Annotated in this window: 11 protein-coding genes; 3 read left to right on the forward strand and 8 right to left on the reverse strand. The window is 66.6% G+C overall.

The window, feature by feature from the left end:
* Nucleotides 1–67: 67 nt before the first annotated feature.
* Together CR918_RS15815 and CR918_RS15820 are read right to left on the reverse strand one after the other, a co-directional pair.
* Nucleotides 68–2,932 carry a TonB-dependent receptor plug domain-containing protein gene (locus tag CR918_RS15815; RefSeq protein WP_059065107.1) on the reverse strand — a complete coding sequence of 955 codons (2,865 nt, stop codon included), beginning with the start codon at nt 2,930–2,932 and terminating at the stop codon, nt 68–70.
* 369 nt (nt 2,933–3,301) lie between these two features.
* Nucleotides 3,302–3,709: an ExbD/TolR family protein gene (locus CR918_RS15820; RefSeq protein ID WP_025878672.1), complete on the reverse strand. Its 408-nt coding sequence runs from the start codon at nt 3,707–3,709 to the stop codon at nt 3,302–3,304.
* A gap of 151 nt (nt 3,710–3,860) precedes the next feature.
* Here CR918_RS15820 and CR918_RS15825 point away from each other — a divergent pair, with 151 nt between their 5' ends.
* Together CR918_RS15825 and CR918_RS15830 are read left to right on the forward strand one after the other, a co-directional pair.
* Entirely contained in the window at nt 3,861–5,846 is a 1,986-nt protein-coding gene (locus CR918_RS15825; RefSeq protein ID WP_099843671.1) for a transglycosylase SLT domain-containing protein, read from the forward strand.
* 90 nt (nt 5,847–5,936) lie between these two features.
* Nucleotides 5,937–7,157 (forward strand): multifunctional CCA addition/repair protein, encoded by a 1,221-nt coding sequence (locus CR918_RS15830; protein WP_099843673.1) that lies wholly within the window; start codon nt 5,937–5,939, stop codon nt 7,155–7,157.
* 43 nt (nt 7,158–7,200) lie between these two features.
* Here CR918_RS15830 and CR918_RS15835 read toward each other — a convergent pair whose 3' ends face one another.
* The 4 genes from CR918_RS15835 to CR918_RS15850 form a co-directional block, all read right to left on the reverse strand.
* Entirely contained in the window at nt 7,201–7,635 is a 435-nt protein-coding gene (locus tag CR918_RS15835) for an SseB family protein (protein ID WP_059065110.1), read from the reverse strand.
* A gap of 87 nt (nt 7,636–7,722) precedes the next feature.
* Nucleotides 7,723–8,082: a helix-turn-helix domain-containing protein gene (locus CR918_RS15840; RefSeq protein ID WP_033832006.1), complete on the reverse strand. Its 360-nt coding sequence runs from the start codon at nt 8,080–8,082 to the stop codon at nt 7,723–7,725.
* A 63-nt stretch (nt 8,083–8,145) separates the two neighbouring features.
* The gene (locus tag CR918_RS15845) at nt 8,146–8,484 is read right to left on the reverse strand and encodes a hypothetical protein (RefSeq protein WP_088100945.1); all 339 of its coding nucleotides are present in this window, start codon (nt 8,482–8,484) and stop codon (nt 8,146–8,148) included.
* 3 nt (nt 8,485–8,487) lie between these two features.
* Nucleotides 8,488–9,522, reverse strand: a complete 1,035-nt coding sequence (locus CR918_RS15850; protein WP_099843675.1) for a S41 family peptidase — start codon at nt 9,520–9,522, stop codon at nt 8,488–8,490.
* A 392-nt stretch (nt 9,523–9,914) separates the two neighbouring features.
* Here CR918_RS15850 and CR918_RS15855 point away from each other — a divergent pair, with 392 nt between their 5' ends.
* Nucleotides 9,915–10,337, forward strand: a complete 423-nt coding sequence (locus CR918_RS15855) for a hypothetical protein (RefSeq protein ID WP_099843677.1) — start codon at nt 9,915–9,917, stop codon at nt 10,335–10,337.
* Between the two features lie 235 nt (nt 10,338–10,572).
* Here CR918_RS15855 and CR918_RS15860 read toward each other — a convergent pair whose 3' ends face one another.
* Nucleotides 10,573–13,617, reverse strand: coding sequence for an autotransporter family protein (locus CR918_RS15860; protein ID WP_099843679.1), 3,045 nt, complete (start codon nt 13,615–13,617; stop codon nt 10,573–10,575).
* A gap of 358 nt (nt 13,618–13,975) precedes the next feature.
* Nucleotides 13,976–15,043, reverse strand: coding sequence for an acyltransferase family protein (locus tag CR918_RS15865; RefSeq protein ID WP_099843681.1), 1,068 nt, complete (start codon nt 15,041–15,043; stop codon nt 13,976–13,978).

Genomic DNA, 15,043 nt, shown 5'->3' on the forward strand with positions numbered 1-15,043 from the left:
CGGGCATGGCCCGGCGCTACCGCGGCAACAGCAGCGCCGGGATCTCTCCGGCGCTGCTGTACCCACATCAGAACCGCAGGTCCGCGCGCAGGTACCAGTAACGGCCACGCGGGATGTCGTAGGTCGAGGCGTCATAGCCGTTCAACGAACACGACAGGCAGATCGGCGGGTCCTTGTCGAACACGTTGTTCAGGCCCGCCGTCAGCTGCAGGCCCTTCATCCAGTCGATCTTGTAGCCCACCTGCATGTCATGGAAGGTGGTGGCCGACAGCGTGTTGGTGCCGGCGGCCTGGTTGCTGCACACCGGGAACGCCACGGCGTCACCGCAGTCTTCGGTCAGTTCGGAAATGTGGCGTACCGTCCAGTTGGCGCTCCAGTTGTCCAGCGTCCAGCCGATGCTGGCGTTGCTGGTCCACTCCGGAATCGAACTGTCAGCCACTTCCACGCCGGGCTTCTGTGGCTGCCGCTGGCCGGCCGCACCGGTGGCCTCGTAGCGACCGACGAACGTGTTCTTCCAGCCCAGCTTGAACTGGCCGATCGAGCTCTGCGGCAGGGTCCAGAACAGGTCCACATCCCAGCCGTCGGTCTTGATCGAACCCAGGTTGGTCAGGCGGTTGTTGAAGCTGCTGACCGCACCGGTGCTGGCACGGGTGATGCCGTCGCAGTAGATCGGGTCCAGGGTATCCACGCACAGGTCCAGCTGGGTCTGCGCGTTGATCGCCTGGATCGCGCCATCGATGTTGTGGCGGTAGAACGTCACTTCCACGTCGAAGCGCTCCGACCACGATGCATCGTTGCCGAACCAGGGGCTCCACACGAAACCGGCACTGAAGCTGCGCGACCGCTCCGGCTCCAGCTCGCGGTTGCCGCCGGTGGTCACCGAGATCTGCGAGTTGGCCTGCTGGAAGCCGGTCGGCACGCCCAGCGACGCGCAGTTGGCCGCACTGCCACGCGGCGGTGTGCCACCCAGGCCCACCGAGCAGGGATCGAACAACTGCAGATCCGCGCGCGCGGCCGAACCGTACAGCTCGCCGATCGACGGTGCGCGGAAGCCTTCGGCATAGGTGGTACGCAGCACGAAGTCATCGGTCACCTGCCAGCGCAGGCCGTACTTGGGCGTGAACTCGCCACCGAAGGTCGAGTAATCCGAGTAGCGGCCAGCCAGGCTCAGGTCCAGCTTCTTGCCCAGTGCCGAGTCGGCGAAGATCGGCACGCTCAGCTCCAGGTACGCTTCGTTGACGTCGTAGGAGCCGGACGTCGGCTGCGACGGTACGCCGTTGTAGTGGCCGATCACCGTCAGCGGGTCAGGCTGGTACGAACCTTTGTACTTGCGGTGTTCGAGGCCGGTGGCGAAGGACACCGGGCCGGCCGGCAGGGTGAACAGATCGCTGGACAGGTTGGCGGTGAACAGGCTCAGCTCGTTCTGGCTGCGGTCGCGCACCACCGGCTGGATCCAGCGCAGCATGTCCGGGGTGATCGAACCGGCGCCACCGAAGATGTTCAGCGGTACGCAGCCCGGCGTGGCCGCGCACACCGCAGGATCGCCCAGCGCCATGTTGACGTTGTAGATGTTGTAGCTGCCGTAGTTGGTCTGCTCGGCCTTGTTCTTGCTGTACATGCCGTTGACGTCCCAGTACCAGCTGCGGTCAGCGGCCTGGAAGTTGCCGACCAGGCCGGTGGCGAAGTACGTGGTGTCCACCTGCTGTTCGAATACGCGCGCGCCGCCTTCCACCGGACGGCGGCCGATCAGGCTCATGTTGCCCGACGACACCAGGTCGAAGCCGAACGGGTTGTACGGGTTCAGTGCCGAGACCACGATGTTGTCGGCCAGCGGATTGCCGGTGGCACCATCAGGGCCGAAGAACAGCGGCTCCGGGCCGGCCTGGTTGGTCGACTCGCGGCGGTTGCCCAGTGCCTTGACGTACCACTGCACGTTGTCGGTGATGTCGAACCGGAACTGGCCGAACAGGCCCTTACGCTCCGACGGTGTCAGCACCATGTTGTATTCGGCGAAGTTGAAGCGGTCGGCGCTGGTGAAGCAGTGGTAGTCGTCGGTGCGGTTGCAGCCGGCGCTGCCGTCGTAACGCGGGCTGCTCACGCCGGTGTTGGGCACGATGTCCTGTTCGGCACCGGTGTTGGGATCGACGAAGGCGAAGCGCCCCTGCGGAATGCCGCCGCTGCCGAAGGCCAGGCCGGTGCCGGGGATAGGGAAGCGCGACTGCTCGCGGTCCTTCGCATACACCGGGTCCTGCTTGGTCCAGCTTGCGCCCAGGAACAGGCTGTAACGGTCGCCGCTCTTGCCCCAGGCCAGGTCCACGCCCTTCTGCGTGCCATCGCCCTTGCCGTACTGGCCGTAGTTCATCGTCACCTGGCCACCATCGAAATCGCGGCGGGTGATGATGTTGACCACGCCGGCGATGGCATCGGAGCCGTACAGCGACGATGCGCCGTCTTCCAGCACTTCGATGCGCTCAACGATCGCCAGCGGGATGGTGTTGAGATCGGTGGCCGAGCCCACGCCCGAGGCCGAGGATTCATTGACCCAGCGGATGCCATCGACCAGCACCAGTACACGCTTGGCACCGAGATGGCGAAGGTCCACCTGCGCCGAACCCGCGCCGACGCCGCTGCCGTCGGGTGGGAAACCGAAGTTGCCCGAGGAATTGAACTTGGCATTGAGTGCCGAGCCCGAGCCGGTGAGCTGTTGCAGCACTTCACCGATCGAGGTCAGACCGGTGCGTTCGATGTCGGCGCGGTTGAGCGTCTGGACCGGCACCTGGCCTTCCACTTCAGCGCGCTTGATGCGGGTACCTGTGACTTCGACGCGATCCAGGTCGGTGGTGGCCGATTGGGCAGCAGCCCCCAACGGGGCCAGTGCGGTCACGCACAGCGCGACGGCAACCGCCAAGGGGCGGTGATGCAGGTAATTCATTCGCTCTCTCTCCAAAGGAATGTCGGGACATGGACTGCCGCGCTCCCCCCTGCATGGCGGCAGCGTCTCCTTTGTAAACAAGCGTTAAACATCGCGGCGTGATGCCCGACACTCTTTCACGCGAATTTGACGATTCTGAAAGCAGATAACGTCATTTGCTTACGTATTCACCGGAATGCGCGTACGACAACATCGCCGTAGCGCTGGGTCATTCCCCCCGGGGTCACGGTAGCGCCGGGCCATGCCCGGCGAATTGTCGAAGAGGTCTCTGCCAAGCCCGGCGCACATCGCAGGTCTGCCGCCGGGTATGACCCGGCGCTACCGGTACACGTGCGGCCTTCCCTTGGGAAGGCCGCACCGATGAATCGCTCACTGCACGAACGCGATGCGTTGCATGCCGGTGGCTTCGGCGGCGGCCAGGATCTTGGCCATACCGTCGTACTCGGCCGACGGATCGGTGCTGATGCGCAGCTCCGGCAGGTTGCCGGCATGCTCGCTGGCCTGCGCCTGCAGGCGCGACTGCAGATCACCGATGGCCATCGGCTGCCCGTCCCAGCTCAACTGGCTGGACGCATCGAGGCGCAGCTCGATCGGCGGTGGCGGTTCGGGGCGATCCACCACGCGATCGGTGGCCTGCGGCAACTGCACGTTGATCGGCCGCGACAACATCGGCGCGGTCACGATGAAGATGATCAACAACACCAGCATTACATCCACCAGTGGCGTGACGTTGATGTCCGCCAGCGGGCCGCTTCTTCCTGCGCTACTGAATGCCATGTGCCGCTCCCTGCAGCAGGGCCGGTCGCCCCAGCCCAAACCTACGCCGGACAACCGCCTTCGCGGCAGTGCGGATCCCGCCGTCATTCAGCTGTCGTTGCCATCTTCGGCCGTGTACACGATGCGAAACTGAATTCAGCCACTGCCCGCTATGCTGGTCGCCATGACCCGACGATCTTCGACCGCCCTGTCCCTGCTCCCGCTGGCCACCACGCTGCTGATCGGCTGCGCGAGTGCCCAGTCCCTCGATGCCCAGAACGCCCAGCTGAAGGCCGCCATCGCCGCCGCCGAACGTGGCCAGTTCGATCCCGGCCAGGCCGCCGCGCTAAGCCGCCATCCCGCGTATGGCTGGCTGGAGTTCGCCAACCTGCGGCGCAACATCGACACCGTCGATACGGCGCAGGCACAGGCCTTCCTCAAGCGCTACCAGGGCCAGGCCGTGGCCAACAGCTTCCGCAGCGCCTGGCTGCCCTCTGTAGCGCGCCGCCAGGACTGGCCGACGCTGCTGGCCAACTGGGCTCCCACCGACAACCTCGGCCTGCGCTGTGCGCAGCTGACAGCGCGCCAGGCCACCGGCAAGCTGGACCCGCAGTGGATCGGTGAAGCCCAGGATCTGTGGCGCAAGAACGGCAAGTCGTTGCCCGATGCCTGCGACGCCGTGTTCGCCGTGCTGCAGGCGCAGGGTGGCATGAGCGATGCGCTGCGCTGGGAACGCATCGATGCCGCTGCCGATGCACAGCAGCCGGCGGTGATGCGTTCGGCCGCGCGCGGCCTGCCGGCCAGTGATCTTGCCCTGGCCAACACCTACGCGACCTTCGTCGACAAGCCCAATGCCAGCGCCCTGAACTGGCCGCGCAACGAGCGCAGCCGGCGCATCGCCACCGACGGCCTGGCCAAGCTGGCCAAGGCCGACCCGGATGCTACCGAACAGCAGCTGCCGCAGTACGCGCAGGCGCTGGGCCTGAGCGCCGAACAGCAGGGCCAGGTGCGTTACCAGATCGCCCTGTGGACGGTGGCGTCGTACCTGCCCGACTCGGCTCGCCGTTTGAATGCCGTGCCCGATGCGGCCTACGACGAACGCCTGCACGAATGGCGCGCACGCGAAGCGATGTCGCGCGGCGATTGGCCGGCGACGCTGGCAGCGATCCGCAAGATGGGCCCGACCCAGCGCAACGATTCGCGCTGGCGCTATTTCGAAGGCCGCATGCTGGAAAAGACCGGCCAGGCACAGCAGGCGCAGCCGTTGTTCCGCGAAGCCGCGCGCGCACCGACCTTCCATGGCTTCCTCGCTGCGGACAAGCTGCAGCAGCCCTACACGCTGTGCCCGTGGAAGCCCAACGACAGCGCACAGGCGCAGGCCGCGGTGGCCCGCGATCCGGCCATCCAGCGGGCGATGGCGCTGTACCAGATCGACCGCGCCGGCTGGGCGGTGGCCGAATGGAACAATGCGCTGTCGCGCTTCGATGACACCCAGCGTCGCCTCGCCGTGCGCGTAGCGCAGGACAACGGTTGGTTCGACCGCGCGGTGTTCGCGCTCGGCAAGCAGCCGCAGGAGCAACGCCTGTACGACCTGCGCTTCCCGCTGCACCACGACGCCACGATCCGCCGTGAATCGGCACGCAATGCCATCGACCCGGCCTGGGTGGCCGCCGAGATCCGCGCCGAAAGCACTTTCACCCCGCGCGCGCGTTCGCCTGCCAATGCGATGGGCCTGATGCAGGTACTGCCGGCGACCGGCGCCGGCGTGGCCAGGTCCATCGGCCTGACCGGCTACGGCGGCGCTGACAGCCTGTACGACCCGGATACCAACATCGCCATCGGCACCGCGTACCTGCGGCAGTTGATGAACAAGTACGACGGCCTGCCCTACGTGACCATCGCCGCCTACAACGCGGGCCCGACGCCGACCGCACGCTGGCAGACCCAGCGCCCGGGCTTCGATCCGGACCTGTGGATCGAGACCATCAGCTACAAGGAAACGCGCGAGTATGTCGCCCGCGTGCTGGCCTTCAGCGTGATCTACGACTGGCGACTCAATGGCGACGCATTGCCGCTGAGCGACCGCCTGATGGGCCGCCTGGTGGACAAGCGCAAGGCCTTCACCTGCGCCGCCAACGCCGACCAGGGCGGCGATTGATCACGTTGTATCGGTAGCGCCGGGCCATGCCCGGCGAACGCCATGTGTTCGGCCGGGCACGGCCCGGCGCTACCGTGCCATCATCCCCCCATGAAGATCTATCTTGTCGGCGGCGCCGTGCGCGACCGCCTGTTGCAGCGCCCTGCCGGCGACCGTGACTGGGTCGTCGTCGGCGCCACGCCCGCGCAGATGGAAGCGCAGGGCTTCACCGCCGTGGGCCGTGATTTTCCCGTCTTCCTGCACCCGAAGACCGGCGAGGAATACGCGCTGGCCCGCACCGAACGCAAATCCGGCCGTGGCTACCGCGGCTTCGTCGTTGATGCCGATCCGGCGGTGACGCTGGAAGAAGACCTGCAGCGCCGCGACTTCACCATCAATGCCATCGCCTGCGATGAAGACAGCGGCACGCTGGTCGATCCCTATGGCGGCGCGCGCGACATCGAGCAGCGCGTGCTGCGCCATGTCGGTCCTGCATTCGTTGAAGACCCGCTACGCGTCCTGCGTGCGGCGCGCTTCATGGCCCGCTTCGCCTCGCTCGGTTTTACCGTCGCGCCGGAAACCATGGCGCTGATGCGCGAGGTGGCCGCCAGTGGCGAGCTCGACGCGCTGGTACCGGAACGTGTGTGGCAGGAACTGCGCAAGGCACTTGTGTGCGAGCGCCCATCGGCGTTCCTGCGCACCCTGCACGACGCGCACGCGCTTGGCCCGATACTGCCGGAGCTGGAAGCGCTGTACGGCGTACCGCAGCGCGCGGAATTCCATCCGGAAGTCGACACCGGCATCCACCAGGAAATGGTCAGCGACATGGCGGCGACGCTGGCGCCCGGTGATGACCTGGTCGGCTTCGCCGCACTGACCCACGACCTCGGCAAGGGCCTGACCCCAGCCGAGGAATGGCCGCGCCACATCATGCACGAGCAGCGCGGCATCAAACCGCTGAAAGCACTGTGCGCGCGCCTGAAGATTCCGACCGAGCACCAGCAACTGGCCGAGGCCGTCTGCCGCGAGCATCTGAACGTGCATCGCATCGACGAACTGCGCGATGCCACCGTGCTGGAACTGCTGGGCCGCTGCGATGCGTTGCGCCGGCCGGAGCGGGTGGCACGCATCGCGCTGTGCTGCGAGGCCGACAAGCGTGGCCGGCTCGGTTTCGAGGACAGCGACTACCCGCAGGGCGAGACGCTGAAGCGCCTGCACCGGGCGGCGCTGTCAGTGCAGGCGCGTGACCTGGACACCACACACCTCAAAGGCCCGGCCATTGGTGAGGCGCTGGCCAAGGCGCGTGTACGGGCGATCGCCGCCGCCCGCTGAAGCACCTAGTAGTGCCGGCCGCTGGCCGGCAACCTCAGCGCTATCAGTGCGCCATCCCGCGGGTGATCGCCGCAGCGCGCTCTTTCAGCTGCGCCACGGCATCGGGAATCATCTCCATGCCCACGTCCAGGCCGGGGTTCAGCACCAGGCCGACGCCCTCGCCGATGCCCGACAGCAGTGCATGCACCGCGATGGGCATGGCGTGGGCAAACTGCGGCAGCTGCTCGTGCCAGATCTCCGCGCGCTCGGGCGCGGTGAACACCGCAAACATCGGCTCGCCGCTTTCGCTGGTCAGCACCAGCGGCGAAATGCTCTCGTCCCAGGCGCCGTCTTCACCGATGGCCTTGTCCAGCAGCACGAACACCGGCGCGGTCAGCAGGCCGTCGAGGAACTGCGAAGCCGTGAGGGTTCCGTCCTGGGCCTGCAGCAGGCGCACTTCCAGGTCGTTGGCGGGTTCGAACGGCGTTTCGTGGTCCATGGTCGGTTCCGGTACGTGGTAGCTGGCTGCAACTTTAGCAGGCCCGGCATCAGCCTACGTACACCCCGTTCCACAGCGGAATCGACCTCAGCGGCCGATCAGGCTTTCCGCCGGAATGCCCAGGTTGCGGTGCAGATTGCGGATCATCTCCAGAGTCAATCCGCGCTTGCGATTCAATACCTCGTATACGCGGTTGAGCTGACCAATCGAGGGCACCAGATCCTTGACGGTCAGACCGCCCTGCTCCATGCGGAAGCGGATCGCTTCGATCGGGTCCGGCAGCTCGATCGGGTAGTGCTTCGCTTCGTAGGCCTCCACCAAGGTGGCGAGAATCTCGAAACGATCTCCCTCTTCGCTATCCAGCGCAGGTTCGTTCTCGAAATAGGCCTCCAGCTCGCGCAACGCGTTCTGGTAGTCGACTTCTGTGCGAACAGGACGAATGTTCATGGAAACTCCGCAGTACAAGCGCCAACCAGATCATAAGCCGCACGCAGCACTTCAGTTATACGGTCAGCCCCCACCGTGTCCATGCCGCCACATCCACCCCGCCACCGCCAGCCCGGCCACTATCACCAGCATCACCGGCAGCCCAAAGCGGTGCCGGAACGGGATCGGCACCCCGCCCAGCTGCTGGTCCATGCTTTCGGTATCCAGCACCCAGCCATGTTCGCAGCCGGTGCAGGCCAGCTCGTAGCGGCGCTGGTAGACGAAGCCGAACAGCAGGTCGATGCGCGCCATCCTGTAGCGCAGTTGCGGGGCGAATTCGGTTTCGGTCTGGCAGCGCAGGCAGTGGTGGGATTCGGTAGGGCCGACAATCAGCACCCGCTCGTGTTGGCCGATCAGCAGCATGGCTCAGCCGTCCTTGCAGGCCGGCTGGGCGAGCAACCATGTTTCTGCGGCCAGCAGGGTGGAAGGGCCACTGGGCGTGATCTGGTCGGGCTGCAGCTTGGCGCCATCGCCCTGTCCACTGCGGTCGGTCATCACATTCCCTGTCAGCACAAGCATCGAGCCATCTACCAGAGGAACCGGGCGGTTGCCGGTGGAAAGGCCCGCGCTGGGCTGGCCGAAACTGCGGCTGCCCGGCTGACCGCGGAACGCCAGCGCCACGGCCTCGCCGGAACTGGCCGTGCCTGCACCCATCACGACCGCGACAGGTGCGGGCGACACCCGCAACGTGTAGGTGGCCTGACGCGAGCGCAGCGAGCCATTGCCGCCGGCCGTCACCGCTCCCTCCCCCTGCCGCCAGGGCTGCAGGCCGCCAGCACTGCGGAACCCACCAATCACACCTCCCTCGGGATCCGTGGTTCCATGCAGCAACGGCAACAGTCCCAACAGCATGGGCCACATATTGCCGCCGCCATTGCTGCTTACATCCACCACCCAACCGCACCGTGCACCATCATCCAAGGTGGCGATGCGCTGCTGCAGCGCCAGCGCGTACGCCTTGCGCGCCGTATAGCGCTCCTGCTCGCTCTTTCGCAGATCCTCAACGAAGGGGCTCACCTGCAATATGCCGATGCGTGGGTTGTCCTGCCGAGGCGCGGACAAGGCAGCGCTCTGGCCCCCGTTCAAACGCTGGGCGCGCTGGGAACGTTGGTGCTGCTCGCCGGGCGAGATCCATCGCCCATGCCCTCCGCTGCTGCGTGCAGCCGCCTCATCCAGCAAACGGCGTTGCAGAACGCGGTCACTGCCAGCGGCGGCCAGCTGCATGCGCACCTCGCTCCAATCCACGCGGTCGCGATACAGCGACTGCGTTTCCAGCAGTTCCAACATCTGGTCACGTGCTTCAGGCGTAGGCAGTTCGACCGCAGCTTCCGCCGCTCCGGCAGCGGATGGAATCAGAAGCATGCCGAGCATGGCTACGCGCGCATCCCTGTACTTCAGCATTGACGACTCCGTGTCATGTAGTGAACGGGAAGGATAACTGTGTCCAATGGCCTGGCGCTATCACGCAACGCGTCGTTTCTGGCACGACATGCACCCTCCGGAAATCTGCAACTTCACTCATTCCAACAGGCCGGCCAGCGTGTGAAATTCCTTATGCCAGCGCGTTCTGTGTTGGCCGGGATTGGCGTCCCGAATGAAGCTTTTCAGAGGCGGGCTTGCAACGACGTTGCAGGACCGAACAATGCACCGTCCGTCGTTCTGCGGCGGGCGGTGCGAGGGGATCTTCCGGATCCGCCGGCTTCATTTCCTCTGGAAAGCTTCACCGGCACGCCAACCCGCACCGCCCGCCACCTTGCATTCCGCAGGTGGCCCAGCCCTGTGAGGTTGTTGCCATGACCACGCTCTACCCCACCTATCCGCGCCTGCACACATTGCTGGGCGATGCCCTGCCCGACCTGCAGCTGCCCAATGCCACTGCCGAAGCGTTGGAAGACGCGCTGACCGAAGCCGATGAAGCTGCTCCCACGCCCGCCTTCTTCAAGCGGCTGCGCGACGTCACGCACTGCCACGCCGCTGACGGCGAGCCGTGGACGGAACTGCGCATCACGCCGGCGCGGGCGCGCGATCTGGCCTGCACCACGCGCTGCCTGCTGGCGTTGTCGGCGCTGGGAGGTGTGCTGCTGGCGACGCAGGCGGCGCGTGAACTGGACGACGCGGAAGCGCAGTGCCCGCCGCTGACGGAGGAAGGGCTGTTGCACGCGGTGCAGCTGCTGGCCGATCACGCGGGCGCGTTGCTGGGGCGTTCGCCGTTGTGATGCAGCGGCGTTGGGATTGCTTGATTGGTAGCCAGGGCGTGTCGACCGAGGTCGACACCTACCAGAGCGGGTCATGGCGCTGGAGGGATTCGTGTCGACCGAGGTCGACACCTACCAGAGCGGATCATGGCGCCGGGGGGATTCGTGCCGACCTGGGTCGGCACCCACCAGAGCGGGTCATGGCGTCGGTTGGATTCGTGTCGACCAAGGTCGACACCCACCCAAGCGAAGGTCGTCACCAGTCCGCGCGCAGGCCGATGTTGCCTTCGATGATGCGGCGCTTGCCGTTGTCGCTGCCACCCACCTCGCGGGTGTAGTCGGCCACGGCATACGCGCTGATCGTGCGGTTGAAGCGCCCGACCACGCCGACACCGGCCTCCACAGCACGCGAGCGTTGCGAATTGATGATCGCGTCGCTGTCGAACAGGATGCGGTCCTCGCCCGAACGGCCATGCCAGTAGTTCAACTTGAAGTACGGCTGCCAGCCGTTGTCGGCCAACTGGTAATCGCCCGCCAGGCGCAGGCCGACGCGGCCGGTCCAGGCGTTGTCGTTGTCGAAGGAAACGGTGGACACCAGATCACGCTGGTCATCCAGTGAACTGCGCTGCCAGATCACCTGCAGCTGCGGTTCCAGCCACCACGTTGACTGCCCGAACTGCAGCAGTGGCTTGCCCGCTTCCAGCGACAGCGTGGTGCCATCGCCCTTGAGGTCGATGCCCAGCCCGCGCGAGGAGCGCGTGCGGCCGTCGTAGCGGCTCTGCATCGCCACCGCGTCGATGTAGCCGCCGCTGCTGTCGGTCAACGTCCAGTACAGGCCCACGTGCTTGTCGTCCAACCGGCTCTGGCCGACCAACACGTTGTCCCAGCCCACCGCCAGGCCGGTGATCCTGCCATCGGCGCGGGTGCGGCCGACGAACACGCCGATCTGGTTGCGGTGGCTGTCACCGCTGGCAGCCCACACATCCAGGCCTGCCTGCACACCCATCACGTCACCATCGAAGCCGGGCCGTGCATCGCCTTTCCAGTGGATCTCGCTGCTCTGCCCGACCAGCCGTCCCCATGCCGTGCGGAAGGCGCCCTGGTTGTACAGCAGGCGCTGTTCGCCCTGGCGCTCATGGAAGGTCCCCAGGCTGGCCAGCGAGGTCTCGCGCAGCAGCGGTGGCACCACGGCGTAGGCCGCGGTCTCCAGGCGGTAGAGCGGCACCAGGCCGTTCTCGTTCGGCGCGGCGGGCCTTGCCCCCGCACTGGGCGGCGGCGAACCGGTGCCGGGCAGGCTGCCACCGGCCACCGGCACGTCCGGTACGGGTGGATCACTGGGCGGCGCTACCGGCGCAGGTTCCGGCGGCGGTGGCGGCGGTGCCGTCTCGCCTGCGGTCAGGTCCGGATCGGTGGCGCCCTCTGGCGGCGGTGGGGGTGCCGGGGGAATCGGCGGCGGTGGCGCCACCGGGGGCGTCGGCGGTGGCGGCGGGAGTACGTCGCCGCCGCCGTTCGGCGCGGGCGTCGGCCCTGCCGCCAATGTCGAACGCAGGTACCAGTTCTCGCCGGTGCCGGCGCTGACGCCGCCCTTGAACAGGAAATACTCGTAGGCACCGGCCGAGACCGGTGCGAACAACGAGAACGCGCTTGGCGCGGTGGTTGCGCCGTTCAGCGCCTGCACCACCAGGATACCGTCGACCAGCGTGGCCGCTCCTCCGCCACCGGTGTTGATGATGCCAAGGCCGGTGCTGCCGGTGGCGGTGCCGCCATCAAAGACCAGGCGGTCGCTGGCTGAGTCGTCCGCACCCAGCACGGTCTGCAGGTACACGCCACCGCCGTCGCCGCGATAGTTGCCACGGATGGTGAAGGCATCGCCGGCGCCGCTGTTGTTGGTCAGATCAACGCGCCCGGCGTTGACCATGTTCACCAGCGCAGCTGCCGCGAACGGACGGATCGCATGGTTGCCGCCACCGCCGAACAGCGTGCTGGTCTCGTCCACGTTCAAGCTGCCGGTGCCGGTGGCACTGTCGCCCAGCACCAGGTCGCCATCGAAGGTGAGCTCGGTGCTGCTGGCCAGGCTGATCGCTTCCCAGTTCTGGAAGCGCCCGACACCAGCGGTCTTGACGTTGTTGAAGCTGAGGCGATCGCTGCCGGTGCCACCATCGAACAGCGGTACAGCGCCGAGGTTGGCCTGGTTGAGATTGCCCAGGGTCGCGACGTCATCGTCGGGACCCATGTCGATGGCGCCGTAGACAATGCCGCCGCCATTCCAGTTGAAGGTGTCGTTGCCGGTACTCAGCAGCACCTGGCCACGCACCGTGCCACCGGTGATGGTGACGCTGTCGACGCCGCCACTGACGCTGATGTTGCCGCCGATGTAGGCGTCGTTGGAGATGATGATGGTGTCGGTGTCGAAGCCGGTGACCACGTTACCGTCGACGGTGCCGCCGGACATGTCCCACAGGTTCTTGTCCAGTTTCATGTTGACGCGGCCGATGCGGCCGCCGGTCATCCACGCCTGGTCGCCATCTTCGAACGCGCCGACGATGCGGCCACCGCTCATGCGGAAGGTGTCGATGTTGTCGCCCTGCTGCAGGGCGCCGATGGTGCCGCCGGTCATGACGAAATCATCGCGGCCACTGCCCTGCGTCACCAGTCCGGTGATGGTGCCGGCGTTGACGGTCAGCTGGTCATCGCCATTGCCCTGGTCGAGGCTGTCGATGGTGCCGCCGCTGAGCAGGAGCACGTCGTTGCCATCGCCCTGCTGCACGCCACCGCTGATGCTGCCGCCCAGCATCTGCAGACGATCGTTGCCGGCACCGAACTGCACGCCGCTGCTGCCACTAATGGTGCCGCGGTTGACCAGCTCGCTGTCGCCGGCACCGCTGAACTGCAGTGCGATACCGCTGCCGGAACTGATGCTGCCGGTGTTGTCGACGCGGCTGCCGCCGCCAAGCTGTACCGCGGTACCGCTCGCCGAGCTGATGGTGCCGAGATTGGTGAGCACGTGCCCGCCCGCGCCGAGCAGGGAGACGGCGCTGCCCGCGCCGGCCTGCTGCAGCTGCGCGCCATTGCCAACATTCACGGTGATGCCTGCCGCGCCACTGGCGCTGATGGCTGCTGTCTCGGGATTGGGGGCGGTGCTGCTGCAGGTGACGGTCTGCCCGGCCACGGGAGCCGTCGTATCGCACCCGGCCCAGGCGGCAGGGGCGGACAGGGCAAGCAGCGAGGGCATCGCCAGAATCTGCAGCAGGGAAACGGTCAAGTGTCGCTGGCGGAACCCGCGCGGGACGACATGGTACATACAGCACTCCTGGGTCGGGGGATCAGGAACTGCGGATGCTCTGTACGACACTGCTGATGCAGTCTGCCCTGCCATGAATGGTTTCGATAGGTGAACTTATCGGCAGTCGGTCACGCTTTCGTTGTGAAACCGGGAAGTAGTCACGCAGCCCGCATGTCGATGAACCGATTCATTTCCCATCGCCCGGATGGAACATCCACGCATGGCGTGGATCTACAGCGGGCATGCCACGTGTGGATGGGCCATGGATCCGCGCCACGCGTGGATGAACCGTGGCGCCACACCACACACGGATTGGCCATGCCCAGTAGACCCACGCCATGCGTGGATGGGCCTTTCTCCACGATGTTTGCCGCGCTCAGATCTTCAGATAAATGCGACGTCGGTCCAACCACCACGCCACGCCCCACCACAGCGCGACGAACGCCAGCGCCTGCAGCATCGAGGCCAGCTCCAGCGCCTGTGGCATTGCTGCGGCCAACTGTTGCCAGACCCAACCCCAGGCGCCGGTGGCCAACAGGATCACCGACATCACCGAGGCACCCAGATAGGCGGTGATGGCATTGACGCCGAAGCGCCGGCCCAGTGCCGGCCATCCCTTGCGGTCGATCAGCAGGTGGCCCAGCCACAATGCCAGCGCGGCCAGGCCACCGGTCCACAGCACGTAGCTGGGCGTCCACAGCTGCTTGTTGAGCGGCAGTACGGTTGCCAGCAGCAGGCCAAGCACGGCGGTGACCGCACCCAGCGCGGCCAATGCACCGGCGCGGCCACTGCGCAGCAGGCCACCGGCCAGCAGGCCCAGCACGGTGCTGGCCAATGCGCCGAGACTGCTCAGCAATCCTTCCGGGTCATGGCCCAGACCGGTATCGGCCTGCCATTGGTAGATCCATGGCGCGAACAAGGTGGTATCCAGGCGACTGGCCGGGTTGGTCCACGGCGCCAGGTCACCCACGCCCAGCAGCAGCGCGGCGTAACCCACCAGCAGCGCTACCAGCGCGGCCGCCTGCACGCGCGGGCGCGCATACACCGCCAGCACGCCCACCACGGCCGCGCACAGCGCAATGCGCTGCAGCACGCCCCAGATGCGGAAATGGTTCGTGTGCAGTGCCCACCACACCAGCAGGTGCAGCAGCACACCGGCAACGGCGATGCGCAACGCGCGTTCCAGCACGCCACGTGCAAGCGCAGGCCGTGCGGCCGGATCCAGCGCGCGCGGTGCGACGCTGAAGGCCATCGACACGCCAACAAGGAACAGGAAGAACGGGAACACCAGATCGGTCGGCGTACAACCGTGCCAGTCGGAATGGCGCAGCGGTGCGAACACCGCGCTCCAGTCGCCTGGGTTGTTGACCAGCAGCATCGCCGCCACGGTCATGCCGCGCAGGGCGTCGATCGAGCCCAACCGGTGTGGCGGCGCGCTGCTCAT

Source organism: Stenotrophomonas indicatrix, from assembly GCF_002750975.1.
GTDB lineage: Bacteria > Pseudomonadota > Gammaproteobacteria > Xanthomonadales > Xanthomonadaceae > Stenotrophomonas > Stenotrophomonas indicatrix.